The 25,002-nt window shown below is 70.0% G+C and carries 16 protein-coding genes; 9 read left to right on the top strand and 7 right to left on the bottom strand.

All coding sequences use genetic code 11. The features are described 5' to 3' along the window. The first annotated feature begins 12 nt into the window (after positions 1-12). The gene (locus AB4Z01_RS13385) at positions 13-3,807 is read left to right on the top strand and encodes a hydantoinase B/oxoprolinase family protein (RefSeq protein WP_441694338.1); all 3,795 of its coding nucleotides are present in this window, start codon (positions 13-15) and stop codon (positions 3,805-3,807) included. Between the two features lie 111 nt (positions 3,808-3,918). Next, a complete protein-coding gene (locus AB4Z01_RS13380; RefSeq protein ID WP_441694337.1) occupies positions 3,919-5,568 on the top strand; it encodes an OPT/YSL family transporter in 1,650 nt (549 codons plus the stop codon). On the opposite strand, the gene AB4Z01_RS13375 is transcribed toward AB4Z01_RS13380, so the two are convergent. Beyond that, positions 5,543-6,466, bottom strand: coding sequence for a LysR family transcriptional regulator (locus AB4Z01_RS13375; protein ID WP_441694335.1), 924 nt, complete (start codon positions 6,464-6,466; stop codon positions 5,543-5,545). The two genes, AB4Z01_RS13380 and AB4Z01_RS13375, sit on opposite strands and share 26 nt — an antisense overlap. 96 nt (positions 6,467-6,562) lie before the next feature. On the opposite strand from AB4Z01_RS13375, the gene AB4Z01_RS13370 reads away from it, so the two are divergent. The 6 genes from AB4Z01_RS13370 (at position 6,563) to AB4Z01_RS13345 (ending at position 14,248) form a co-directional block, all read left to right on the top strand. Continuing rightward, positions 6,563-7,636, top strand: coding sequence for an aldo/keto reductase (locus tag AB4Z01_RS13370; RefSeq protein ID WP_441694334.1), 1,074 nt, complete (start codon positions 6,563-6,565; stop codon positions 7,634-7,636). Between the two features lie 140 nt (positions 7,637-7,776). Beyond that, a complete protein-coding gene (locus AB4Z01_RS13365) occupies positions 7,777-10,935 on the top strand; it encodes a UvrD-helicase domain-containing protein (RefSeq protein ID WP_441694332.1) in 3,159 nt (1,052 codons plus the stop codon). A 132-nt stretch (positions 10,936-11,067) separates the two neighbouring features. After that, positions 11,068-11,991 carry a DMT family transporter gene (locus AB4Z01_RS13360; RefSeq protein WP_441694330.1) on the top strand — a complete coding sequence of 308 codons (924 nt, stop codon included), beginning with the start codon at positions 11,068-11,070 and terminating at the stop codon, positions 11,989-11,991. Between the two features lie 294 nt (positions 11,992-12,285). After that, positions 12,286-13,005 (top strand): glutathione S-transferase, encoded by a 720-nt coding sequence (locus tag AB4Z01_RS13355; RefSeq protein WP_441694329.1) that lies wholly within the window; start codon positions 12,286-12,288, stop codon positions 13,003-13,005. A gap of 39 nt (positions 13,006-13,044) precedes the next feature. Next, on the top strand, positions 13,045-13,899 hold the full coding sequence (locus tag AB4Z01_RS13350) for an NAD-dependent epimerase/dehydratase family protein (protein ID WP_441694327.1): 855 nt from the start codon (positions 13,045-13,047) through the stop codon (positions 13,897-13,899). A gap of 124 nt (positions 13,900-14,023) precedes the next feature. Beyond that, the gene (locus AB4Z01_RS13345) at positions 14,024-14,248 is read left to right on the top strand and encodes a hypothetical protein (RefSeq protein ID WP_441694326.1); all 225 of its coding nucleotides are present in this window, start codon (positions 14,024-14,026) and stop codon (positions 14,246-14,248) included. 9 nt (positions 14,249-14,257) lie between these two features. Here the strand turns inward: AB4Z01_RS13345 and AB4Z01_RS13340 are convergent, their stop codons facing one another. The 4 genes from AB4Z01_RS13340 to AB4Z01_RS13325 form a co-directional block, all read right to left on the bottom strand. After that, the gene (locus AB4Z01_RS13340; RefSeq protein WP_441694324.1) at positions 14,258-16,837 is read right to left on the bottom strand and encodes a polynucleotide kinase-phosphatase; all 2,580 of its coding nucleotides are present in this window, start codon (positions 16,835-16,837) and stop codon (positions 14,258-14,260) included. After that, on the bottom strand, positions 16,834-18,213 hold the full coding sequence (locus AB4Z01_RS13335) for a 3' terminal RNA ribose 2'-O-methyltransferase Hen1 (protein ID WP_441694322.1): 1,380 nt from the start codon (positions 18,211-18,213) through the stop codon (positions 16,834-16,836). The genes AB4Z01_RS13340 and AB4Z01_RS13335 overlap by 4 nt, the downstream gene beginning before the upstream one ends. Positions 18,214-18,258: 45 nt before the next feature. Further along, a complete protein-coding gene (locus AB4Z01_RS13330) occupies positions 18,259-18,996 on the bottom strand; it encodes a trypsin-like serine peptidase (protein ID WP_441694321.1) in 738 nt (245 codons plus the stop codon). Positions 18,997-19,160: 164 nt separating this feature from the next. Further along, positions 19,161-21,197, bottom strand: coding sequence for a calcium-binding protein (locus AB4Z01_RS13325; RefSeq protein ID WP_441694319.1), 2,037 nt, complete (start codon positions 21,195-21,197; stop codon positions 19,161-19,163). Between the two features lie 443 nt (positions 21,198-21,640). Between AB4Z01_RS13325 and AB4Z01_RS13320 the strand changes: the two genes are divergently transcribed. Continuing rightward, the gene (locus tag AB4Z01_RS13320) at positions 21,641-21,871 is read left to right on the top strand and encodes a hypothetical protein (RefSeq protein ID WP_441694318.1); all 231 of its coding nucleotides are present in this window, start codon (positions 21,641-21,643) and stop codon (positions 21,869-21,871) included. A gap of 43 nt (positions 21,872-21,914) precedes the next feature. Here the strand turns inward: AB4Z01_RS13320 and AB4Z01_RS13315 are convergent, their stop codons facing one another. Together AB4Z01_RS13315 and AB4Z01_RS13310 are read right to left on the bottom strand one after the other, a co-directional pair. Further along, entirely contained in the window at positions 21,915-23,942 is a 2,028-nt protein-coding gene (locus tag AB4Z01_RS13315) for a calcium-binding protein (RefSeq protein WP_441694316.1), read from the bottom strand. A 117-nt stretch (positions 23,943-24,059) separates the two neighbouring features. Next, positions 24,060-24,854 (bottom strand): IclR family transcriptional regulator, encoded by a 795-nt coding sequence (locus AB4Z01_RS13310; RefSeq protein ID WP_441694315.1) that lies wholly within the window; start codon positions 24,852-24,854, stop codon positions 24,060-24,062. Positions 24,855-25,002 lie beyond the last annotated feature (148 nt).

Raw genomic sequence — 25,002 nt, 5'->3', positions numbered from 1 at the left:
AAGGACCAGATCATGCAGGCGACGCGCTGGCGCATCGGCTTCGACATCGGCGGCACGTTCACCGATTTCATCCTCTATGACGGCGAGGGGCGGACGGTGAAGCTGCACAAGCGGCTGACCACGCCGCACGACCCGTCCGAGGCGGCGCTGATCGGCATCGAGGAGCTGGTGGCGATGGCCGGCATCGGCCTGGCCGATGTCGGCGAGATGGTGCACGGCACCACCCTGGTCACCAACGCCGTGATCGAGCGCAAGGGCGCGAAGCTGGGGCTGATCACCACCCAGGGCTTCCGCGACGTGCTGGAGATGGGCACGGAGCAGCGCTACGACATCTACGACCTGTTCCTGCAGTTCCCGGAGCCGCTGGTGGCCCGCCGGCTGCGGCTGGAGGTGCCGGAGCGGGTGGACCGTGACGGTGTCGTGGTTACGCCGCTGGACCGTGACGCCGTGCGTGCCGCGTTGCGCCGGCTCGTGGCCGAGGGGGCGGAGGCCGTCGCCGTCTGCTTCCTGCATTCCTACCGCAACCCGGAGCATGAGCGGATCGTCGGCGAGATCGCCCGGGCCGAGTTCCCGCAGCTGGCCGTGTCGTTGTCCTCCGAGGTCGTGGCCGAGCTGTGGGAGTACCAGCGCTGCGTCACCACCTGCGCCAACGCCTATGTCCAGCCGCTGATGGACCGCTATTTGCAGCGGCTGGAGCGGGAGCTGGCGGCGCGCGGCTTCGCCGGCACGCTGCGGCTGATGCATTCCGCCGGCGGGCTGGTGGCGCCGGAGACGGCGCGCGCCTTCCCGATCCGGCTGCTCGAATCCGGCCCGGCCGGCGGCGGCCTGGCCACGGCGCTGTTCGGCGCCCTGGCCGGCAAGGCGGACGTCATCTCCTTCGACATGGGCGGCACCACCGCCAAGGCCTGCATGATCGAGGATGGCCGCGCCGAGATCGCGCCGATGATGGAGGCGGGGCGGGTGCACCGCTTCAAGAAGGGCTCGGGCCTGCCGATCAAGGCGCCGGTGATCGACATGATCGAGATCGGTGCCGGCGGCGGGTCGATCGCCTCGATCGACGAGGTCGGGCTGCTGCGCGTCGGCCCGCATTCCGCCGGCTCCGACCCCGGGCCAGCCTGCTACGGCAAGGGCGGCATGGAGCCGACGGTGACCGACGCCAATCTGGTGCTCGGCTATTACGACCCCGGCTTCTTCCTGGGCGGCCGCATGGCGCTGGACAAGGCGGCGGCCGAGGCCGCGATGGCGCGGGTGGCGGAGCCGCTCGGCCTGTCGGTCGAGGAGGCGGCCTGGGGCATCCACAAGGTGGTGACCGAGAGCATGGCCGCCGCTGCCCGGGTCCATCTGGTGGAGAAGGGCAAGGACCCGCGCCGCTATGCCATGGTCGGCTTCGGCGGCGCCGGCCCGGCCCATGCCGCCGGGGTGGCGCGTGTGCTTGGCGTGGCCGAGGTGATCATCCCGCCCGCTTCGGGTGCCGCCTCGGCGCTGGGCTTCCTGGCGGCGCCGCTGTCCTTCGAGCTGGTGCGGTCGCACCCGGTGCGCTTCTCCGGCGAATTCGACGCTGGCGCCGTCAACGGCGTACTGGCGGAGTTGGAGGAAGAGGGCCGCCGCCGGCTGGCCGAGGCGGGTGTCGATGTCGAGGCAGTGATCGTCGAGCGCAGCGCCGACATGCGCCTGACCGGCCAGATGCATGAGATCGCCGTGCCGCTGCCGTCCGGCCCGATCGGCGCCGGCAGCCTGGAGGTGATCCGCACTGCCTTCGCCGAGGTCTACACCGCCCGCTACACCTCGCTGTATGGCGGGGCGCAGATCGAAGCGATCAACTTCCGCGTTCGTTGCCTGGGCCCGACCCCGACGCTGTCGCTGGCCGGCGCCACCGGGGGCGGCGACGCCGCGGCCAAGCGCAAGGGCGTTCGTTCGGCACGTTTCGCCGACGGCGTCGTCGAGGCCGTGGTCTATGACCGCTACGCCCTGGCGCCGGGCGACCGGATCGAGGGTCCGGCGATCATCGAGGAGCGGGAATCCACCACCATCGTGCCGCCGGGCGACATCGTGCGGGTCGACGACACGCTGAACCTGCGCATCGCCATCGGCGTCGCCGCGCCGGTCCAGGCCATGGTCACGGCCGAGATGACGCTGCCCGAGGCGATGGCGCGGATCGAGGCCGACCCGATCGCGCTGGAGATCATGTGGAGCCGCCTGATCACCGTGGTCGAGGAGATGTGGCTGACGGTCTGCCGCACCGCCTTCTCGCTGGTGATCTCCGAGGCCCAGGACTTCGCCTGCGAGCTCCTGGACCCCGACGGCGAGACCCTGGCCCATTCGCCGCGGGCGATGCCGGTGTTCAACCTGACCCTGCCGCGGGCAGTGAAGGCGCTCTTGGCCGAATACCCGGCCGAGACGCTGCGGCCCGGCGATGTGCTGGTCACCAACGACCCCTGGCTCTGCGCCGGCCATCTGTTCGACATCGCCGTGGTCACGCCGGTGTTCCATGACGAGCGATTGGTCGGGCTGATGGGCACGGTCGGCCATGTCTCCGACATCGGCGGCACCAAGGACAGCCTTCGGGCCCGTGAAATCTTCGAGGAGGGGTTCCAGATCCCGCCGATGAAGCTGGTCGAGGCCGGGAAGCCCAATCAGACGCTGTTCCGGCTGCTGGCCGAGAATGTGCGCAACCCCGGCCAGGTCACCGGCGACGTGCATTCCTTCGTCGCCGCCAATGCGCTGGGCGCCGAACGGCTGGTCGCCTTCATGCGCGAGTACGGGATGCAGGACCTGCGGGCCCTGGCCGCGGTGGTGCAGGGCCGGTCCGAGACGGCGATGCGCGAGGCGATCGCGGCGCTGCCGGACGGTGTCTACCGGTCGGAGATCGAGAACAACCCGCTGGGCGAGCGGCTGCGCTATCCGCTGGCGCTGACCATCGAAGGCGACTGCATCACGCTGGATTTCGCCGGCGCCCCGGCGCAGTTGCCGCAGGGCGGGTTGAACTGCACCCTGAACTACACCGAGGCGCATGCGACCTATCCGCTGAAATGCATGCTGACGCCGAATGTCCGCGGCAATGCCGGCTGCTACCGGCCGTTCCAGGTGAAGGCGCCGGAAGGGTCGATTCTGAACGCCAGCCGGCCGATGGCGGTCAATCTGCGCACCCGCACCGGCTGGTACATCGCGCCGAACATCTTCCGGGCGCTGTCCGAAGCGGCGCCGGACAAGGTGCAGGCCAACACCGGCCTGCCGGTGGCGGCCACGATCTACGGCCGCGACGCCGAGGGCGGCACCTATTCCGACATGCTGTTCATGGGCGGCGGCCAGGGTGCTTCGTCCCATGGCGACGGCAAATCCGGCCTGCTGTGGCCGACCTCGGCCGCGAACACCTCGATCGAGCTGTTCGAGACCCGGGTGCCGGTGCTGGTGCTGGAAAAGACCTATGTCACCGATTCCGGCGGGCCGGGGCGTCACCGCGGCGGCCTGGGCCAGCGCGTCGCCCTGCGCAAGCTGGCCGATGACGGGCTGGCGACCTTCGTCGCGGTCTATCCCGAAGGGGTCGGGGCGACCAATCCCGGCCTGTTCGGCGGCGCTCCCGGCGGGTCGGCCCATGGCCTGGTGCGCGATGGCGATGGTCATGTCCTGCGCGACTGCGGCACCGGCGAGCTGGTGCAGCTGAGCAAACCCGGCGAGATCGTCGAGATCGTCCTGGCCGGCGGTGCGGGTTTTGGCGATCCCGCCGAACGCCCCCGCGCGGCGCTGGATCGTGACCTCGGCGACGGGCGGGTCTCGGCGCCGGCCGACGCTGACGCCAAGGCCGCATGAGCTTCGGGGCCGCGCATCCAGGCGATGCGCGGCCCTTTCTCGAACAGGGCACGCCCAAGACCCGCATCACGAGATCAAGGCCGCGGCCAAGCGGCCCCACCAGGAGGTTTCATGCAGCACGACCTGACCGCGGATTCCGCCGCCGCACCCCCGGCCAGTGGCACCGCCCGCCGCCGGCACCCCAGCGTGTTCGAGCCGGCGACCCTCGCCCTGATCATCCTGCTCTGTGTCTTCGGCGCCATCATCGGCATGCAGATCCTGGTCAGCCTCGGCGTCTCGGCGAACACCTCGCTGATCGGCGCCCTGGCGGCCATGGTGCTGGCGCGCATCCCGCTGGGCCTGTTCGCCCGCTACCGCTCGATCCACGTCCAGAACCTGGCGCAGAGCGCCATCTCCGGCGCCACCTTCGGCGCCGCCAACAGCCTGCTGCTGCCGATCGGCATCCCCTATGCGCTGGGCCGGCCGGACCTGGTGATGCCGATGTTCGCCGGCGTCGCCCTGGCGATGCTGCTCGACGCCTACATGCTGTACCGGATGTTCGACACCAAGGTGTTCCCGGCCACCGGCGCCTGGCCGCCCGGCGTGGCCGCGGCGGAGGCGATCAAGGCCGGCGACGAGGGCGGCCGCAAGGCGGTGCTGCTCGGCGTCGGCGTGGCGATCGGTGCCGTCGGTTCGTTCTTCAAGATCCCGATGTCGGCCTTCGGCATCGCCTTCATCGGCAACATCTGGGCGCTCGCCATGTTCGGGGTCGGCCTGCTGCTGCGCGGCTATTCCCCCCAGATCTTCGGCGGCGAGGCCTTCGCCGGGATCATCCCGGGCGGCGACCTGATGAAGGCCTATATCCCGCATGGGGTGATGATCGGCGCCGGCCTGGTGGCGCTGCTGCAGGTCGGGTCGACCCTGCTGCGCCGCGACACCGACGGCGCCGCCCGCACCCAGTCCGACGCGGCGCTGCGGCGGGCGCTCGGGCTGGGCACCGCCGGCTACATCGCGCTGGCCATGCTGATCGCCGCGGCCGGCGGGCTGTGGGCCGAGCTGTCCTGGGGCATGCTGGTCGCCTTCGTGGTCTACGCCGCCTTCGCCGCCTTCGTGCATGAGCTGATCGTCGGCCTGGCGGCGATGCATTCCGGCTGGTTCCCGGCTTTCGCCGTGGCCTTGATCACGCTGATCATCGGCATGCTGGTCGGGTTCCCGCCGACGGCGCTGGCGGCGCTGGTCGCCTTCTCCGCCGCCACCGGCCCGGCCTTCGCCGACATGGGCTATGACCTGAAGGCCGGCTACATCCTGCGCGGCCACGGCGCCGATCCGGAGTTCGAGCGCGACGGCCGGCGGCAGCAGCTGCTGGCCGCCATGGTCGCCTTCCTGGTCGCCATCGCTGTGGTCTACGTCTCCTGGGAATCCTATTTCTCCCAGGACCTGCTGCCGCCCGTCGACCGGGTCTATGCGGCCACGATCGGGGCCGGGGTGGCGCCGGATGTGGCGCGGTCGCTCGCGCTCTGGGCGATCCCCGGGGCGCTGGTGCAGTGGCTCGGCGGATCGAAGCGGCAGATGGGCATCCTGTTCGCCACCGGCCTGCTGCTCAACGCACCTTTGGCGGGCTGGGCGGTGCTGGCCGGCATCCTGATCCGCATTCTGTGGACCCGTTGGCGCGGCGAGGAGGGACGCAGCGAGATGGAGGTGGTCGCGGCCGGGGTGATCGCCGGTGACGCCCTGTTCAGCTTCTTCAGCTCCGTCATCACCCCGCTGTTCGGCCGCCGCTAGGCATGACCTGCCGCCGCTGCACGAAGTCGAGGAAGGCGCGCAGCGGCGGAGGCATTTGCCGGCGGCTGGGGTAGTAGAGAGTGAAGCCGGGGAAGGGCGGCGTCCAATCTTCGAGCATCCGCACCATCCGGCCGGATTCGACCAGCGGCCGGATCTGCAGGTCGAACAGATAGCCGATGCCGACGCCGTCCAGCACCGCGCGGATCGCGACCTCCGGCTCGGTCACGGTGAGCGGGCCTTCCACCGCCACCTCCAGCTTCTCCGCGCCGCGCTCGAACTCCCAGCGATACAGGCTGCCATCGGTCGGCCAGCGGAAATTGATGCAGCGGTGGTGTCGCAGGTCGCGCGGCGTCTCCGGCGTGCCGAAGCGCTCGAGATAGGACGGCGCGGCCACCACCATCAGCTCGAGCTCGCCGCCCAGCTTCACCGCGACCATGTCGCGTTCGACCATCTCGCCCAGCCGGAGGCCGGCGTCGAAGCGCTCGGCGACGATGTCGACCAGCCGGTCCTCGGCGACGATATCGAGGGCGATGTCCGGATAGGCCGCCTGGAACGGGCCGATCAGCGGCGCCAGGCGATGGATGGCGGCGATGCGCGAGGCGTTGATCCGCAGCAGCCCCGCCGGCGTGTCCCGCAGCGCCCGGACATTGGCGACCGCGGCGTCGAGATCTGCCAGGGCCGGCAGCAGTCCAGCCAGCAGCCGTGTCCCGGCCTCGGTCGGCGCCACGCTGCGGGTGGTGCGGTTGAGCAGCCGCAGGCCCAGCCGCTCCTCCAGCCCCCGGATGGTCTGGCTCAGCGCCGAGCGCGACAGACCCAGCTGCGCGGCGGCACGGGCGAAGCTGCCATGCTCGACAATCGCGGCGAAGGCCCGCAGCTCAGCGTAGTCGCTGCCGCGCATTGTGCATCATTCCCTTAACGGCCCATGCGGATAATGCCGTCTTCATGCACGAATGTCAGCGCGCCATCTTCCGGGTCACCACCTCAGGAGATGACCATGAGCGACACGCTGTCCCTCGATCACTACCGGCTGCTCGGCCGGTCCGGCCTCAGGGTCTCACCGCTCGCGCTCGGCGCCATGACCTTCGGTACCGACTGGGGCTGGGGCGCCGACGAGCCGGAGGCGCGCCGGATCTTCGACACCTATGTCGACCGTGGCGGCAACTTCATCGACACCGCCAACCAATACACCGACGGCAGTTCCGAACGGCTGGTCGGCAGGTTCGCGGCTGACCGGCGCGACCGGCTGGTGCTTGCCACCAAATACACCCTGCCGCTGCGGCCCGGCGACCCGAACTCCGGCGGCAATCACCGCAAAAGCCTGGTCCGGTCGATCGAGAGCAGCCTGCAGCGGATGCAGACCGACTATATCGACCTGCTGTACCTGCACGCCTGGGACTTCACCACCCCGGTCGAGGAGATCCTGCGCGCCATGGACGATGTGGTCCGCGCCGGCAAGGTGCTGTATGTCGCGATCTCCGACGCGCCGGCCTGGCAGGTGTCGCGGATGCAGACCATCGCCGACCTGCGCGGCTGGTCGCCGCTGATCGCGCTGCAGATCGAGTACAGCCTGATCGAGCGGACGGTGGAGCGCGACCTGATCCCGATGGCGCGCGAGCTCGGCCTCGGCGTCATTCCCTGGTCGCCGCTGGCCAGCGGGGTGCTGACCGGCAAGTACAGCCGAGCCGATCTCGACATCGGCGGCGGCACGGCGGCTGCCGTGGGCACGCGCAAGAACGTCGCCGCCGCCAATGGCGCGCTGACCGAGAGGACCCTCGCCATCGCCGAGGAGGTCAAGGCGGCAGCTGCCGAGATCGGCAAGTCTCCGGCGCAGGTGGCCCTGGCCTGGACACTGCTGAACCCGGCTGTGACCGCGCCAATCATCGGTGCGCGGACCGTGGCGCAACTCGAGGACAATCTCGGCGCGCTCGATGTCGTGCTTTCGGACGACCAGCGGGCGCGGCTGGAGGCGGCGAGCGCCATCGAGCCCGGCTTCCCGCACGAGTTCCTGGCCCGGCCGCTGACCCGCGCCGTGATGTTTGGCGACGTCCGGATCGCCCCGCGTCGGTAGAGCCGGGGTGGCACATGCCGCGTTCCTGACGGGCTGAACCAAGCCTTCCGGCGTTTGCCGCCCCGGCCCGGCGTCCTATCATCCCCGGATCGGCGCCCGAGTCTGCACGGCGATCCGCGGGCGCGGAACACGGGGCCGAGATGCGCTTTCACGCCGATCTGCACGTCCATTCCAAGCATTCGCGGGCGACCAGCCGGGACCTCGACCTGGAGCACCTGGCGCATTGGGCGGCGCGAAAGGGCATCGGCGTGGTCGGCACCGGCGACTGCGTGCACCCGGTCTGGCTGGCCGAGCTGAAGGACAAACTGGTGCCGGACACGCCGGGCCTGTTCCGGCTGCGGCCGGATCTCGAGGCCGGGGTGATAGCGACGCTGCCTGCGCCGTGCCGGACGCCGGTGCGCTTCATGCTGTCGACCGAGATCTCGACCATCTACAAGAAGGGCGACCGCACCCGGAAGATCCATCACCTGATCTACGGGCCGGATTTTGCGACGATCGACCGGCTGCAGGCCAGCCTGGCGCGGATCGGCAACATCGCCTCGGACGGGCGGCCGATCCTCGGCCTCGATTCCCGTGACCTGCTGGAGATCACGCTCGCCTCCGGGCCGGACGCCTATCTGGTGCCGGCCCATATCTGGACGCCGTGGTTCGCGGCGTTGGGCTCGCAATCCGGCTTCGATTCAATCGCCGAATGCTATGGCGACCTGTCGGACCACATCTTCGCGGTCGAGACCGGCCTGTCCTCCGACCCGGCGATGAACTGGCGGATCTCCTTCCTCGACCGCTACCGCCTGACCTCGAACTCCGACGCGCATTCACCGGGCAAGCTGGGGCGCGAGGCCACGGAATTCGACTGCGACCCGGACTACCACGCCATCCGGCGGGCGCTGGAGGCCGGCGAGGGCTATGTCGGCACCGTCGAGTTCTTCCCGGAGGAGGGCAAGTACCACGCCGACGGCCATCGCAAATGCGATGTCCGGCTGAGCCCGCAGGAGACGCTGGCGCTGGACGGGCGCTGCCCGGTCTGCGGCCAGCCGGTCACGGTCGGCGTGCTGCATCGGGTGGAAACGCTGGCCGACCGCAGCGAGGCGGAGACTTTGCCGCCGCCGACGGCCGGGGAGATATCGAGCCTGGTGCCGCTGCCCGAGATCCTGTCCGAACTGCTGGGAAGCGGCCCGGCCAGCAAGGCGGTGGAGCGCAGCTACGACCGGCTGGTCGGCACGCTGGGATCGGAGCTGGCCATCCTGGGCGAGCTGCCGGTCGAGGATATCGCCCGGGCCGAGAGCGAGCTGCTGGCGGAGGCGGTGACCCGGCTGCGCAAAGGCCAGGTGATCCGCGATGCCGGCTATGACGGCGAATACGGCGTGATCCGGTTGTTCGAGCCGCAGGAGCTGAAGCGCCGCACCGCCGGCGGGCTACTGTTCGACCTGCCGCAGAGGAGGGCGGAGCCGTCCCGCCCATCCACACCCCGTCATCCCCGCGAAAGCGGGGATCTCGTCGCGCCTGAACCGGAGGGAGATTCCCGCTTTCGCGGGAATGACGATGAAGGGGAGAGGGCGGAGGCGCCGAGCGTTCCCGCCACAGCGGCTCCCAGCCTCCTCGACCGGCTCGACCCCGACCAGCGGGTGGCGGCGGAGCGGGTGGCGGGGCCGCTGTTGATCGTCGCCGGGCCGGGATCGGGCAAGACCCGGACGCTGACCCATCGTATCGCCCATCTGGTCGCCGGCGGCGCGGCGCCGGAATCCTGCCTCGCCATCACCTTCACCCGCCGGGCGGCGGCGGAGATGCGCGAGCGGCTGGAGGCGCTGCTGCCAGGTGCTGCGGCGCGGATGCCGATCCACACCTTCCATTCGCTCGGCCTCGCCTTCCTGCGCGAGCATGGCGAGGCTGCCGGGCTGCACCGCGAATTCCGGGTGGCGGGGGAGGCGGAGCGCGCCGCCCTGCTGCAGGAGGTGCTGAAGGTGTCCCGCACCAAGGCAGAGCGGCTGCTGCGCGCCATCTCCCGAGCCAAGCGCACCGGGGCGCCGGCCGATCTCGACCTTGCCGAGGCGCTGGCCCGCTATGACGAGGCGCTGGCGCTGCGCAACCGGATCGATTTCGACGACCTCGTCGGCAAGGCCATCGCGGCGCTGGAGGGCGACCCCGGCCTGGTCGCCCTGACCCGCGACCGGTTCCGCCATGTCTCGGTCGACGAGTTCCAGGATGTCGACGACAGCCAGGTGCGCCTCTTGTCGCTGCTGGTGCCGTCGGGCGGCAATCTCTGCGTCATCGGCGACCCGGACCAGGCGATCTATGGCTTCCGCGGCGCCGACGCCTCCTGCTTCGACCGGTTTCATCGCGACCATCCCGGCGCCGCGGTGATCCGGCTGCGGCGCAACTACCGCTCGACCGGCACCATCGCCACCGCCGCGTCGCGCTTCATCGGCGCGGATGGGCGCACAGAGCCGGCAGCCGAGATCGTGCGGGCGATGCAGGACCGCATCTCGGTCCATGCCGCCGCCGGCGACAAGGCCGAGGCCGAGTTCGTGGTGGCGGAGATCGAGGCGCTGCTGGGCGGCCACAGCTTCTTCTCGATCGACAGCGGTCGATCGGATGGCCGCGCGGACGACCAGCTGTCCTTCTCCGACATCGCCGTGCTGTACCGCACCGACGCCCAGGCCGAGGCGGTGGCGGAGGCTTTGGGACGCGGTGGCATGCCGTTCAAGAAGAGCTCGCTGACGCCGCTGGCCGAGGACCCGGCGGTCCGCGCACTGCTGGCGGCGCTGGAGCCGGAGGAGGGGCCGCTGCCGCAGCTTCTGCAGCGCGCGGCCGAGCAGTTGCGCCAGGACGGGGCCGAACCGGCCATGACCACGGCGGCGCTGCAGCGCCTGGCGCTGATCGCTTCTCGACAAGACGGTGACGATCGCTCCGCTTTCCTGGCCGCCGTGGCGCTGGCGACCGAGGCGGATTTCTGGGACCCGCGTGCGGACCGCGTCTCGCTCTTGACCCTGCACGCCGCCAAGGGGCTGGAGTTCCCGGTGGTGTTCATCCTCGGCCTGGACGACGGCGTGCTGCCGTTGCGCTTCGGTGAGGCCGATCCGGCGGCACTCGCCGAGGAGCGGCGGCTGTTCTATGTCGGTATGACCCGAGCGATGGACCGGCTGTTCCTGTGCCGGGCGCGTGAGCGGCGCTGGCGCGGCGGCATGGTGCGGCTGGAGGCATCGCCCTTCCTCGGCGAGATCGAGGCCGAGCTGCTGGCCCATCGCCGCGCGGACCCGGCGCCGCGCCGCTCGGCCGACCGGCAGCTCAGCCTGTTCTAAGCTGCCACGGTAAGACCGCAATTCGGCGCGATTCCAGCGTCGCCCAGCGCGAATGCGGCCATGATTGCCTGCTGTGATGACGACATTCGTGCCGGTCTCGGCAGCAGTCGTATTTCAGAAGGCTCATTCACCGTGCGCACCTCTTCCCGTCAGATGCAGGGTCTCGCGCTGTATGCCCTGGGCGTCGGCGCCTTCGCGACGATGGATGCCTTCGCCAAATATCTGAGCGGTAGTACCTATCCGATCGCCGAGATCATCCTGATCCGCACCCTGTTCGGCTACCTGCCGATCCTGGTCCAGTACCGCATGGGCATGGTGCGGGGGATGCAGGCGGTGAGGTCCGGCAAGCCGCTGTTGCAGCTGCTGCGCGGCGGCTTCGTGCTGGCGGCCTGCGCCACCTTCTTCCTCAGCCTGTCCGGCCTGTCGCTGGCCGACGCGACCGCGATCTCCCTGGCGGCGCCGGTCTTCATGGCGCTGTTCGGCATCATGGTGCTGCGCGAGCCGGCGGGCCGCGAGACTTATGTCAGCATCGCCATCGCTTTGGCCGGCGGGCTGCTGATCGTGCGGCCGACCGACGGGATGAATGTCTACGCACTGATCGCGGTGGTTTCGGCGCTGTTCTACGCCCTGGGCGTGGTGGCGACGCGCCGAGCCGGGCAGGTCGACCCGCCGATCGTCACCGCGATCTGGGGCAACACGGTGATGCTGGTCGGCTCGGCGGCCTGGATGCTGCACGTGGGCTGGGTCTGGCCGATGGCCGGCGACTGGCTGCCCTTCATTGGCGTCGGAATCGCCGGCGGGCTGGCCAACCTGCTCTATATCGGCGGGCTGCGGCTCAGCGGCGTCTCCGACGTCGCGGTCATCGACTACTCGATCTTCGTCTGGGCGGCGGGCTTCAGCGTCCTCGCCTTCCATGAGGAGATCGCGCCCCTCAGCCTGATCGGGGCGGCCCTGATCGTGAGCGGCGGGGTGTACAGCGCCGTGGCGAAATGGCTGCGGTCGAGGGACGAGCCGGCGGAAGCGCCGCTGGTCCTCGGCATGGGGCCGACATCCTGACGCGCGTCGGGGCTGAAACGAGATCGGGGGCGAACCCGCCCCCGTCTCCCGTCGCTCACCCATCCCTGTCCGTTGGGTCGCGGTAAGACGCCCATCGAGCTTCTGATTGCGGGCGAAGAGAATATGCCCGTTCGACTATCGACGCTCCGAGTATCACCCCTAATTCAAATGAAATCCGCCTCAGGCTCGATGGGCGTACCATCCGGTGGGACAGTATGGCCATCGTAACCAACCAGCGTGAATCGAGCGTGAATCGTTTCGCGAGGCCGGATGTATACGAAAGGATATTGCGGAATGGCCTATGAGCTCTACTACTGGCCCGAGATCCAGGGGCGAGGCGAGTTCGTCCGGTTGGCGCTCGAGCAGGCCGGTGCTGACTATACCGACGTCGCCCGCGAGGAGGACGACGACCTGCCCGGGCTGATGCACTACATGCGGGACGGCGCGGTGCCGCAGCCGCCCTTCGCGCCGCCCTATCTCAAGGCCGGCGACCTGCTGATCGGCCAGACCGCCAACATCCTGCTGTTCCTCGGCGACCGGCACGGGCTGGCGCCGGCGGACGAGGAGGGCCGGCTGTGGACGCACCAGCTGCAGCTCACCATCGCCGACCTCGTGGTCGAGGTGCACGACACCCATCACCCGGTCGCCAGCGGCCTGTACTACGAGGACCAGAAGCCGGAGGCGAAGCGCCGCACCGAGGACTTCCTGGCCAATCGCGTGCCGAAATACCTCGGCTATTTTGAGCGGGTGATGGCGCGCAACCCCGCCGGCGACGCGCATCTGGTCGGGGCCGGGATCACCACCGCCGACCTGTCGATGTTCCAGATCATCGCCGGGCTGCGCTATGCCTTCCCGAAGGCGATGGCACGGATCGAGCCGGAGCATCCGCGGCTGGTGCGGCTGCACGATCTCGTCGGCGCGTTGCCGCGGGTGAAGGCCTATCTCGCCTCGCCACGGCGCATCCCGTTCAACTCGATGGGCATCTTCCGCCACTATCCCGAGCTCGATCGCTGACCTATCTTGTCGGACAATTGTTGGACGAGGGAGGAACGGATGATCATCGTCACCGGCGGCAGCGGCCAGGCGGGCCGCGCCTGCCTGAAGGATCTGATCGCACATGGCCACGACGTCTGCTCGGTCGACCTGGCGCCGCCGACGGATCCGTCGGTCCGGCACAGCCGGGTCGATCTGACCGATTACGGCCAGACCATCGCCGCCTTCTCGGCGATCGACGACCGGGTGTCGCAGGTCACCGGCATCGTCCATCTGGCGGCGATCCGCGCGCCCGGCCTGGCGCCGAACCACGTCATCTTCGAGACCAACACGGTCAGCACCTACAATGTGTTCGAGGCGGCGCGGCAGCTGAAGATCCGCAACATCGTCTGGGCCTCGAGCGAGACCGTGCTAGGCCTGCCCTTCGCCAACCCGCCGCCCTATGTGCCGGTGGACGAGGAGTATCCCGGCCGGCCGGAGACCGCCTATTCCCTGTCCAAGCTGATGGGCGAGGAGATGGCCAAGCAGTTCTGCCGCTGGGACCCCCAGGCCAAGATCATCGGCCTGCGCCTGTCCAACGTGATGGACCCGGAGCGCTACGCCGAATTCCCGGGTTTCGACGACGACCCGCGCAAGCGCAACTGGAACCTGTGGGCCTATATCGACGCCCGCGACGCCGCCCAGGCGATCCGCCTGGCGCTGGAATCGAAGCTGACCGGGGCCGATGTCTTCGTCATCGCCAATGCCGATTCGGTGATGAGCCAGCCGAACGACAAGCTGCTCGACACCGTCTATCCCGGCGTGCCGCGCAAGCGCTCCTTCGGCCCGAACGAGACCCTGCTGTCGATCGAGAAGGCGCGCCGGGTGCTCGGCTACGAGCCACGGCACAGCTGGCGCGACCCGGCATCGCGGTAACCCAGCAGGGCGGGCTTGCTCGACCTTATGTTGCAGTGCACAATAGCCCGACGCAGGCATCGGCGAACGGACCGGGCCTGCCGGAGGAAGCCCCCGGGTGGTGCGCAACCCAGGGAGCGGAAGCATGGACGTGTTCACCACCCTTATCCTCGTCTGCGCCACGGCGCTGCCGCAGCGCGACTGCAACCGGAACACCGCGGTCGACGTGGTCGCAGGCCCAGTAGCGCCGACGCCGCTCGGCTGCGGCTTCACCGGCCAGGCGATGCTGGCCAGCACCGCGCTCGGGCCCGAGCTGGGCGAGGGCCGCTACCTCAAGGTCGTCTGCGACCGGCGTCACGCCGAGGGTTGACCGGCCCGGTCACAGCCGCGGGTCGATCGGCTCGCTCTCCAGCGCCAGCACGCCGAAGACGCATTCATGTACCCGGCGCAGCGGCTCGCGCGCCACGAAGCGCCGCAGCGCCTCGTGGCCAAGGGCGAATTCGCGCAGCGCCAGGTTGCGCTTGCCGCCCAGCTTGCGGTCGCGCAGCCGGACCAGGTTCTCCGGCAGGTCGTATTCCGGGCCGTAGATGATGCGCAGGTATTCCCGCCCGCGCACCTTTACCGCCGGCTGGATCAGGCCCTTCGGCCCGCGGGCGACGAAATCGCGCGGCTTCACCACCATGCCTTCGCCGCCTGCCGCGGTCATCGCCTCCCACCAGGCGACCGCGTCGGCGCAGGCAGCCTCGTCCGCCAGATCGACCAGCCGCCAGCGCGTCGCCGCCACGGCCGGGCCGCCGGCCTGCGCCAGCCGGTCGGCCATGCCCATGTGCCAGACATGGTCCTGGTCGAAGCAGACGCGCCCCTCGGCGGCCAGCAGGTGGAACGGGGCGATGCGCAGGTCGTCGATGCCGGAAACCGGCCAGACATAGGGCGCCCAGGCCCGGCCATAGGCCTCGGCCCGGTCGCGCCGCGCCGCGACGCGCTGCTGCAGCTCGGCCAGCGGCAGGCCGCGCCCGACCGCTCGGGCCAGCGCCTCGCCGGCGGCGGTCAGCCCAGCCAGGCTGGCGGCGGCGACCGGGGCGTACTGGCTCTCGATCAGGGCGCCGGCCTTGGCCGACCACGGCATGATCTCGGCGTCGAACAGCAGCCAGCTGGTGTCCAGCTCCGACCACAGCCCGGCTGAATCCGCCGCCGCCCGTAGTCGTTCGAGCACGGCCTCGGTGGTCGCAGAATCGGCGAAGAAGGCGCGGCCGGTCCGGGTCCAGATCGCGCCGGTTTCGCTCCCGGTCACGCCGAACCGCGCCCGGGCGGTGGCGGCGTCGCGGCACAGCGCGATCACGGCGCGCGAGCCCATGTGCTTCTCCTGGCACATGACCTCGGCCACGCCGCGCCCGCGGAAATGCTCGAAGGCCTCCTCCGGCCGCTCCAGCCACTCCTCCCGCGCGCTGGTCTCGACCGGCGACATGGTCGGCGGCAGGTAGACCAGCCATTGCGGCGCGATGGCGAAGCGGCTCATCACCTCCAGCGCCGCGGCCGCGTTCTCGGCTGCGACCTCGATCCGGCCGCGCAACTGCGTCTCGACCCAGCGCCGCCCGGCGACGTCCTCCATGTCGAGCAGGTCGTCGGCCTCGGCCTGGGCGCTGCGTTGGTCGGCGCGCGGTGCCAGCGGTCGGGTCGGCTCGCTCCACACCCGTTCGGCCGGCACCGAGACCAGCTCCTTCTCCGGCCAGCGCAGCGCCGTCAGCCGGCCGCCGAAGACGCAGCCGGTGTCGAGGCAGATGGTGTTGTTGACCCATTCCGGGTCGAGCACCGGCGTGTGGCCGTAGGCGATCGCCGTCGGCCCGCGATAGGCGGCAGCCCAGTCCAGCCGCACGGGCAGACCGAACTCGTCGGTCTCGCCGGTGGTCTCGCCGTACAGTGCGAATTCGCGCACCGCGGGCGAGGCGCGGCCGACCATCTCCGGCTTCAGCCCGGCATGGGCGACCGCCAGCCTGCCGCCATCCAGCCAGACATGGCTCAGCAGCCCGTCCAGGAACGGCTTGATCGCGGCCTTGAAGGCCGGGCCCTCGGCCTCGAGCTGCTCGATCGACTGCTGCAGCCCATGCGCGATCTTGACGTCGCGGCCCTCAAGCCACCGTGCCAGCTTGCGGTCGTGGTTGCCGTTGACGACATGGGCGGTGCCGGCCGCCGCCATGCTCATGGCGATGCGCAGCACGTCGGGCGTACGCGGGCCGCGGTCGACCAGGTCGCCGACGAACACCGCCTTGCGGCCGGCCGGCGGCGTCACCGTGACCTGGCGCCCGCCCTCCGCCTCCTGCCAGTCGACCGCATAGCCCAGCCGGCGCAGCAGCGCCTCGAGCTCATCGGCGCAGCCATGGACGTCGCCGATGATGTCGAAGGGGCCGGAATCGTCGCGCTTGTCGGTCCACAGCGGCCGGCGCTCGACCGTCGCGGCGTCGATGCCCTGGGCGGTTGTCAGACGCCAGACCTGGCGGAAGCCCTCGCGCTGCAGGCCGCCCAGGCCACGCCGGATCTCCGACACCATGCGCACCACCACCTGCGGGCCGAAGGGACGGTCGGGCCGCGCCTTGTTGCGCTCGATGCACAGGTCGATGCCGGGGTCGATCACGATCGCCACCGGCAGGGCGTGCCAGCGCCGGGCCAGCGCGACCCAGTCCTTGCGGTCGGCGGCGCGGACATTGGTGGCGTCGATCACCGTCAGGCGCCGGTTCTTGAGGCGCTTCTCGGCGATGGTGCGGACCAGGTCGAACGCATCAGCCGTCGCCGCCTGGTCGGTCTCGTCATCCGACACCAGGCCGCGGCAGCGGTCCGAGGAGATGATCTCGGTCGGCCGAAAATGCCGCGCGGCGAAGGTCGACTTGCCAGAGCCGGTGGCGCCGATCAGGACGATCAGCGCGAAGTCCGGGATGTCGATGCGGGAGGGATCGGCGGCCTTCATCGGGTGAACACCGCCATCTGGGTCGGCGCTCCCTGCTGGTCGTCGGTCGGGCCGATATCACCGAACTCGGCCATGTAGCCATAGGCGTCGGCAACGGCGGCCGCCCAGGCGCGGAACTCGGCGCGGCTCCATTCGAAGCGATGGTCGGCGTGGCGGAAGGCCCCAGCGCCCAGGGTCGGGAACAGCGCGTTGTAGTCGGCGTTCGGCGTGGTCACGACCACGAGCCGCGGTCGGGCCTCGCCGAACACCACGCGGATAAGCGCCGGAAGCCGGTCGGGATCGAGATGCTCGATCACCTCGACCAGGACGGCCGCGTCGGCCTCGGCCCAGCGACGGTCGCGATAGGTGAGGGCGCCGTGTAGCAGCGTGATCCGCCCCTCTGGCGGGCCGCCGGGCTGGTCGAGCTTGAGCCGGCGCTGCGCCCGATCGAGGTCGCGGGTCGAGGCGTCGACGCCGATCAGGCGCTCGACCCAGCGCTCCCGCGCCAGCAGGGACAAGAGCTTGCCCTCGCCGCAGCCGAGATCGGCGACGACCTTGGCGCCCTTGGCCTGCAGCGTCGCAGCCACCGTCGCCAGCCGCTGGTCGTGCAGCCGGATCGGCGCCTCCAGCGCCTCCTCGCGGCTGGCGGCGCCCTCGGGCCCAGCCCCATCGGACGCCTCCTCCGGCACCAGCCGGGCCAGGGCCTGGCGGGCGAGGGACCGTTGGTGCGCCAGGTAGCGGCGGACGATCAGCTCCTGCGCCGGATGGCTGCCGAGCCATCCCTCGCCGCGGGCCAGCAGCTTCGCCACCTCGTCCTCGCCGACCCAGTAATGCTTGTCGTCGTCGAGCACCGGGACCAGCACGTAGATGTGGTTCAGGAGCGCGCTCAGCCGGGCGGTGCCCGATAGGGTCAGGGCGAGGTAGCGCGGGCTGGCTGCGCCGTCGGGGCCGGGCACGGGCTCGACCCGCACCGTCCAGCCCAGCGGTTCGAACAGCTGGCGCACCAGGACCTCGCCGCCGCGCGCGGGCAGTGGGCTGATCCGTGCCTCCAACGGCATCGGGGCGGCGGCGAGCTCCGGCCGGTCCTTCGAGATCCCGGCCATCGCCGTCTTCACGCTGCGGATCAGCGCCACGGAGAGAAAGGACGAAGCCGCGTAGGGGCGGTCGTTGACATATTGGTCGACCACACCCTCGGCCGAGCCGCGGCCGCGCACCAGCCCGACCGGGTCGACCTCCAGCAGCAGCACGGCCTCGCACCGCTCCGCCGTGGCCTCGGGGTAGAACAGATGGGCCTTGCCGAAGGACAGCTCCGTCTCGTGCACCCGGTCCGGATGCTTGTGCAGCAGGAAGCCGAGATCGGTGGCCGGATTATGAGTTGTGGAAATCGAGAGATACATCAGGCCTCTGTAGCCGAAGGCCTGGTCCCGGGGAAGGCAGGTCCGCTACCGCAGCGCCGCGGCGAAGGCGGAGGCCGGGACCGCGAAGTTCAGGGTCAGCCGGTCGGTCGACCCGGCCACGGCGATGCCCACCACCTGCCAGTCGCCGTCGTGCAGCGCCAGCAGCGGGCTGCCGCTGGTGCCGCGCGTGCCGTTGCAGTCGTGGATCAGCACCGGCCCCTTGGTGGTGCGGTCGGTGCCCAGCACCATGCAGGCGGTGTCGGCGGTGATGATCTGCGCCTTGTCCTGGCTGTAGCCGCCGAGCACGACCGCCGTTCCCGGCGAGGGCACCGATTCCGACACCACCAGCGGCGGCGCCTGGGGCGGGGCATCGGCGGCGAGCACCAGGATCGCCCAGTCCGCCGCATATTCCTCGCGCGGCCGCAACGGGTCGTAGCTGTCGGCGTGGATCACCTCGGTGACCAGGGTGTGCTCGATGAACTCGCCGCGCTCGTAGCCGAACAGCACATGCAACGAGGAGGCGGGCAGGAAACGGCGGGTGCGCGGATTGAACAGGCAATGCGCCGCGGTCAGCACGCGGCGGGGGCCGATCAGGGCGCCGGTGCAGCGGCCGCCGATGCCGGTCTGCACCTTGGTCAGGCTGCGCCACGGGGCGGCGGTGCCGTCCACCGGCATGCGCCGGTCGTCGGGGCCCAAACCGGGCAGCAGCGGTGCGGCCGCCGAAGCGGCCAGGGCCGAGAGGGCGAGGAGCGCGCCCGCGATCAGAGCCGATGTGAGCCGCATCCTGGTCCGCCTGTTCCGGCCGGTCGGTGCCGGCTTCCCCGCAACCGAGTATCGCCGCCGAACCGGCCCGGGCCAAGCCGCCCATATCGTCGCGGCGGCGGGAAGCGGACAAAAAAAGACCCCATCCTGCCCGGAGGCAGGATGGGGGGTGTGCCCGAGGGGACTCAGAGCACGAAGTCGCTGGCGGTCAGCGCGTGGTCGGAAAAGACGACGATGGCGAAGTCCGGGACCTTGTCGCCGGTGGTGTCGCCATAGACCGCCTGGTAGCCATTGGGCTGGGTCACCACCCGGATCTCGCCAGCTGCGCCGGTGAAGGCGCCGGTGCCGAAGGTGAAGGCGGTGTTGCCCGGGCCGTCGCTATTGGCGTCGATCACGGACAGGTCGATGTGGTCGCCGGTCGTGAAGTCGGTGATCGTGTCCCGGCCCGCCGCCGCCACGGTGCTCTCGCCGATGCTGGTATAGACGAAGGTGTCGTTACCGGCGCCGCCCTTCAGCGTGTCGGCACCGTTTCCGCCGGAGAGCTGGTCGTTTCCGGCCAGGCCCCAGAGCGTGTTGTTGCCCGCGGTGCCGGCAATAACGTCGTTGAAGCCCGACCCCATCGCCTGCTCGACCCCGACCAGGCTGTCGCCTTCGGCATCGCCGAAGGCGCCGGTGCCGGCCTGGAGGTTGACGACCACCCCCGCGGAAGAATTGGCATAGGACGTCGTGTCGATGCCGGCGCCGCCGTTGATCGTGTCGGCCCCGGCCCCGCCTTCGATGTAGTCGTTGCCGTCATCGCCGTTGATCGTGTCGATGCCGGTGCCGCCCGAGATGGTGTCGTCCCCGGCACCGCCATTGAGGGTGTCGTCACCGGTGCCGCCGTCGATCGAGTCGTTGTTGGCCCCGCCGCTGGCGACGTCGACGCCGTCGCCGCCGACCAGCCGGTCGGCACCGTCGCCGCCGTCGAGGCTGTCGTTGCCGGCCTCACCGGAGAGCGAGTCGTCGCCGGCATTGCCGACGAGCGTGTCGTTGCCGAGCTCGCCGCCGATGATGTTGCGGGCGTTGTCGCCGGTCAGGAAGTCGTCGTTGCTGGAGCCGTACAGGTTCTCGATGCTGTTGAGCTGGTCGCCGGTGGCGTCGCCGCCGCTGGCGGTGTCGGTCAGCAGGTTGACGGTGACCGCCGCCGCCGAGCCCTGGTAGTTGGCGAAGTCCGAGCCCGCGTCGCCGTTCAGCACATCGGCGCCGGCGCCACCGCGAAGCGTGTCGTCGCTCTCGCGGCCGTTGAGGGTGTTGTCCGAGGCATTGCCGTACAGGTGGTCGACGAACGCCGTGCCGTCGACATTCTCGATGTTGGTCAGCGTGTCGCCCTGGGCGTCGCCGCCGACGCCGGTGCCGGCGGTCAGGTCGACGGTCACGCCGGCGCTCGAGCCGGAGTAGTCGACGGTGTCGACGCCGCCATTGCCGTTGATCGCGTCGGCCCCGGCGCCGCCGATGAGGGTGTCGTCGCCGGCCGAGCCGGTGAGGGTGTCGTTGCCGGCCGACCCGATCACGCGCTCGACGCCGGTCAGGGTGTCGCCCTGCGCGTCGCCGCCGGTGCCTGTGCCGGTAAGCAGGTTGACCGTCACGGGCGTCGCGGAGCCGGAATAATCCGCCGTATCGAAGCCGGTGCCACCGTTCAGCGAATCGGCACCGCCGCCGCCGACCAGCGTGTCGTCCCCGGCGCCGCCGATGAGGGTGTCGTTGCCCCCCTGGCCGTCGAGCGTGTCGTCGCCGCCCTGGCCGTTCAGGTTGTTGGCGGCGGCGCTGCCGGTGAGGTTGTCGCCACCGGTGTCGGAGCCGAGCAGGTTGACGATGCCGACCAGATAGTCGCCCTGGGCGTCGCCGCCGAAGCCTTGCGAGGCGCCGGTCAGCTGGACGTTGATGCCCAGGATCGGCAGGGTCAGGTTGACGAGGGTCGACAGGTCGATGGTCACGCCGGCGACCGATGTGGTGTAGTCCGACGCGTCGACGCCCGACAGGGTGATGATGCCGGCCAGGTTCAGCAGGCCGCCGATGATCACGTCCGCCCCGGCGCCGCCGCGGATCACGTCGTCGCCCGACCAGCCGATGGCGATGTCATCGCCGCCGAGCGCGTCGACGAAATCGTTGCCGAGGGCTTGGACTGGACCGAGGAGAAGGCTCGGTATGATCTCGGCGCCGTTGGTGCCGGTAAAAGTGGCCATGAATATTCCTCCCCACTATGATCTGGGCCCGATATGAAGTGGGCGCCGTAGTTGGTCACTTCTTCTCGCAATGTTCAACAAAAATGCGATCGGCGGCCGACCGAAGCGCAATCAACCCATAATTGTATGACGATATGGTAAGTGATTATGAAATTATGTTAACTATGATGTGATCGGTATCATCTGTCGTCGGCAAACGATTGCCATTGACACGACGGTCGTTCCAAATAAACGGTTGTGCAAAATAACAAATGTCAATGGCGCCATGACCAGGACAAGCTGGGCAGCTGACGCTCGGGTTCGCCCAAGCCCATCCGGGGGCGGCCATTGACGTTCTGCCTTCGACATGATCCCGTAGGAACACCGCCGCGGTTATCGGCGTTTTCCGATCACCGACGTCGATGCGGCTGCCGCCGCATCCCAGAACCAAGGGAGAGATCGCCATGGATCGCGATTTCACACGCCAGGTGGGGCGGGCCAAGCAGGTGGCGCAGGCGACCAGCCGGGCGCAGCGGGCCTTCCGCCACGACGACCCGGCCGCCCCGTCCGGCATCACCGGTGCGGCCTATGTTGCGCAGAAGCGGCGCGCGCTGCGCACCGCGGTGGCGGAGGCCGCGGCCTTCGACCAGACAGTGGACCCGGTCGCCCGCGACCTCGCAGCCCGGCGCCGCTAGCCCAACGGCTTGGGTCGTCCGGCTGCTCGGTCCGGCTCGCTGCTCAAAGCACGAAGTCGCCGGCGGTCAGCGCGTGGTCGGACAGGACGACGATGGCGAAGTCCGCGACCTTGTCACCGTTTGTGTCGCCATAGACCGCCTGGTAGCCGTTGGACAACGCCACCACCCGTAATTCGCCCAGAGTGCCGGTGAAATTGCCGGTGCCGAAGACGAAGGCATCGCCCGGTCCGTTGGCGTCGACCGCGGACAGGTCGATCCGGTCGCCGGTCGAGAAGTCCTCGATCGTGTCGCGGCCGGATGCGGCCACGGTGCTATCGGCGATCGAGGTGTAGACGAAGCTGTCGTTGCCGGCGCCGCCCTTCAGCGTGTCGGCCCCGATGCGTCCCGTCAGCACGTCGTCGCCGCCATAACCCCAGAGCCGGTTGTTGCCGATGTCTCCGCTCAGGGCGTCGGCCAGGCTCGATCCGTGGAGCTGCTCGATATTGGCCAGCGTGTCGCCGGCGGCGTCGCCGCCGGAGGCGATGCCCGCACCCAGGTCCACGGTCACGCCCGCGGTGCTGTTGATGTAGTAGGCGGTGTCGATGCCGGCACCGCCGTCGATGTGGTCGGCCCCTTCGCCCGCGTGGAGGATATCGTTGCCGTCATTGCCGTTGACCGTGTCGGCCCCGGCGCCGGCGGTGAGGGTGTCGTCCCCGGCGCCGCCATTGATGGTGTCGTCGCCGGTGCCGCCGTCGATGGAATCGTTGTTGGCCCCGCCATCGGCAATGTCGGTACCGTCGCCGCCGACGAGACGGTCGTTGCCGTCACCGCCGTCGAGCGTGTCGTTGCCGCCCTCGCCGGCGAGCGAGTCGTCGCCGGCATTGCCGACGATCGTGTCATCGCCGAGCTCGCCGCCGATGATGTTGCGGCCGTTGTCGCCGGTCAGCGTGTCGTTGTGGCTCGACCCGTACAGGTTCTCGATGTTGACCAGCGTGTCGCCGGCGGCGTCACCGCCGGTGTTGACGCCGGTCAGCAGGTTGACGTCGACCGCGGCCGACGAGCCCTGGTAGTTGGCGAAGTCCGATCCGGGGCCGCCGTCGATGGCGTCGGTGCCGGCGCCGCCGCGGATCGTGTCGTCGCCGTCGAGGCCGAGGATCAGGTTGTTCGAGGCGTCGCCGTATAGATGGTCGGTGAAGGCCGTGCCGTTGAGATTCTCGATGCCGCTCAGCGTGTCGCCCTGGGCGTCGCCGCCGGTGCCGGTGCCGGCGGCCAGGTCGACGGTCACGCCGGCGCTGGAGCCGGAATAGTCGGCCGTGTCGACGCCACCATTGCCGGTGAGGGCGTCGGCCCCGGCGCCGCCGATGAGCGTGTTGTTGCCGGCGTCGCCGGTGAGGCTGTCGTCGCCGAACGACCCGATCAGGTTCTCGATGCCGGTCAGGGTGTCGCCCTGCGCGTCGCCGCCGCTGCCGGTGCCGGTGGTCAGGTCGACGGTGACGGCCGAGGCGGAACCGGAATAGTCCGCCGTGTCGGTGTCGGCGCCGCCCTGCAGCGAATCGGCACCGCCGCCGCCGATCAGCACGTCGTCCCCGACGCCACCGAGGAGGATGTCGTTGCCCCCTTCGCCGCCGAGCGTGTCGTCGCCGCCCTGGCCGGCCAGCGTGTTGGCGGCGGCGCTGCCGGTGAGGTTGTCGCCGCCGGTGTTGGAGCCGAGCAGGTTGACGATGCCGACCAGCCAGTCGCCCTGCGCGTCGCCGCCGAAGCCCTGCGAGGCGCCGGTGAGCTGGATGTTGATGCCCAGGATCGGCAGGGTCAGGCTGAGGATCACCGAGAGGTCGATGGTCACGCCGTCGACCGAGGTCGTGTAGTCCGACGCATCGATGCCCGAGAGGGTGATGATGCCGGCGGCGTTGAGCAGGCCGCCGATGATCACGTCCGCCCCGGCGCCGCCGCGGATCACGTCGTCGCCGGACCAGCCTATGGCGACGTCATCGCCGCCGAGCGCGTCGACGAAGTCGTTGCCGATGCCCTGGACGGGGCCGATGATCAGATCGGGTAGGACTTCGGCACCATTGGTGCCGGTAAAAGTGGCCATGAATACGCTCCCTGCTCCGAGAAGGCTTGTGATGAAGCAAAGAATCCTCAGTTGGGCATCGCCTGCCAAGAGGATCGATAAAATTTCGGGAGCCAGGCGCTTCGAATGGAATAGGCCTCAGGCGGTCCAGCCGAGCAGCCGCTCGATCCGGCTCGCGGCTTCCTGCACCGCGACGCTGTAGGTGCGCTCGCGCTCGCGCGCCTTCTGCTCGGGCAGCACGACGCTGATCGTGGCGTCGCAATCGCCGTTCGGGGCGCAGATCGGCGCGGCGATGCAGGCCACGGCGAAGTCGGATTCGCTGAGCTGGATCGCCAGCTTCTCGGTCAGCGCGCTCTCCGCGATCCGGCACAGCGCTTCCGGGTCGGTCTCGGCCATGCCGGTGGGCGAGGGCAGGGCGACCCGGCGCATCAGCTCGACCCGCTCCGCCCAGGGCAGGTGGCCGATCAGCAGCCGGCCGGAAGCGGTCCAGTTCAGCGGCACCCGGGTGCCGATCTTGGACGACACCCGGAAATGCCCGGCCGGCTCGGCCATCGCCAGCACCACCATATGGCCGTCGTCGCGGCCGCAGACCTGCACCGTCTCGCCCAGCAGCCGGCTCAGCTCCCGCATCTCCTGCGATGCGGTCTCCAGCAGGTTCAGGCTGCGGCCATAGGCCAGGCCGTAATGGTAGAGGCGGGGGCCGAACCACAGCAGTCCGTCGCCGTCGCGCGACAGCAGATCCTGGCGCAGCAGCGAATCGACCACGCCGTAGATCGTCGACATCGGCGCGCCCAGCGCCTTGGACACGTCGTAGGCGGTGAGGGGGCGGCCCATGGCCAGCAGATGATCGCAGATCTGCACGGCGCGCTCGATGCCGCTGACCCGGCTGCGCTCGCTTGCCCTCTCGGCCTTGGCCACCGCTGCTTCCGCCATGATCCCCGTCCCGTCTCTCCCGGCCGATGCTCCGGCCGAGTGGTATAGTTCTCGTTTGTCTGAAGCTAGGCTTTGCCTTGCATTGCGGTCAATCGCCGAGCGTTTCCGCCGCTCGCCTCGATCGGATGGGGTTGACGTCCCCGTCGCG

Source organism: Inquilinus sp. YAF38, assembly GCF_052113205.1.
GTDB lineage: Bacteria > Pseudomonadota > Alphaproteobacteria > DSM-16000 > Inquilinaceae > Inquilinus.
The sequence above is the reverse complement of the archived record's forward strand: the minus strand, read 5'-3'. Positions and strand labels throughout refer to the sequence as shown.

Coding starts and splice junctions, on each gene's coding strand:
- AB4Z01_RS13385 (WP_441694338.1), top strand. CDS start 13: ATGCAGGCGACGCGCTGGCGCATCGGCTTCGACATCGGCGGCACGTTC.
- AB4Z01_RS13380 (WP_441694337.1), top strand. CDS start 3,919: ATGCAGCACGACCTGACCGCGGATTCCGCCGCCGCACCCCCGGCCAGT.
- AB4Z01_RS13375 (WP_441694335.1), bottom strand. CDS start 6,466: ATGCGCGGCAGCGACTACGCTGAGCTGCGGGCCTTCGCCGCGATTGTC.
- AB4Z01_RS13370 (WP_441694334.1), top strand. CDS start 6,563: ATGAGCGACACGCTGTCCCTCGATCACTACCGGCTGCTCGGCCGGTCC.
- AB4Z01_RS13365 (WP_441694332.1), top strand. CDS start 7,777: ATGCGCTTTCACGCCGATCTGCACGTCCATTCCAAGCATTCGCGGGCG.
- AB4Z01_RS13355 (WP_441694329.1), top strand. CDS start 12,286: ATGGCCTATGAGCTCTACTACTGGCCCGAGATCCAGGGGCGAGGCGAG.
- AB4Z01_RS13350 (WP_441694327.1), top strand. CDS start 13,045: ATGATCATCGTCACCGGCGGCAGCGGCCAGGCGGGCCGCGCCTGCCTG.
- AB4Z01_RS13345 (WP_441694326.1), top strand. CDS start 14,024: ATGGACGTGTTCACCACCCTTATCCTCGTCTGCGCCACGGCGCTGCCG.
- AB4Z01_RS13340 (WP_441694324.1), bottom strand. CDS start 16,837: ATGAAGGCCGCCGATCCCTCCCGCATCGACATCCCGGACTTCGCGCTG.
- AB4Z01_RS13335 (WP_441694322.1), bottom strand. CDS start 18,213: ATGTATCTCTCGATTTCCACAACTCATAATCCGGCCACCGATCTCGGC.
- AB4Z01_RS13330 (WP_441694321.1), bottom strand. CDS start 18,996: ATGCGGCTCACATCGGCTCTGATCGCGGGCGCGCTCCTCGCCCTCTCG.
- AB4Z01_RS13325 (WP_441694319.1), bottom strand. CDS start 21,197: ATGGCCACTTTTACCGGCACCAACGGCGCCGAGATCATACCGAGCCTT.
- AB4Z01_RS13320 (WP_441694318.1), top strand. CDS start 21,641: ATGGATCGCGATTTCACACGCCAGGTGGGGCGGGCCAAGCAGGTGGCG.
- AB4Z01_RS13315 (WP_441694316.1), bottom strand. CDS start 23,942: ATGGCCACTTTTACCGGCACCAATGGTGCCGAAGTCCTACCCGATCTG.
- AB4Z01_RS13310 (WP_441694315.1), bottom strand. CDS start 24,854: ATGGCGGAAGCAGCGGTGGCCAAGGCCGAGAGGGCAAGCGAGCGCAGC.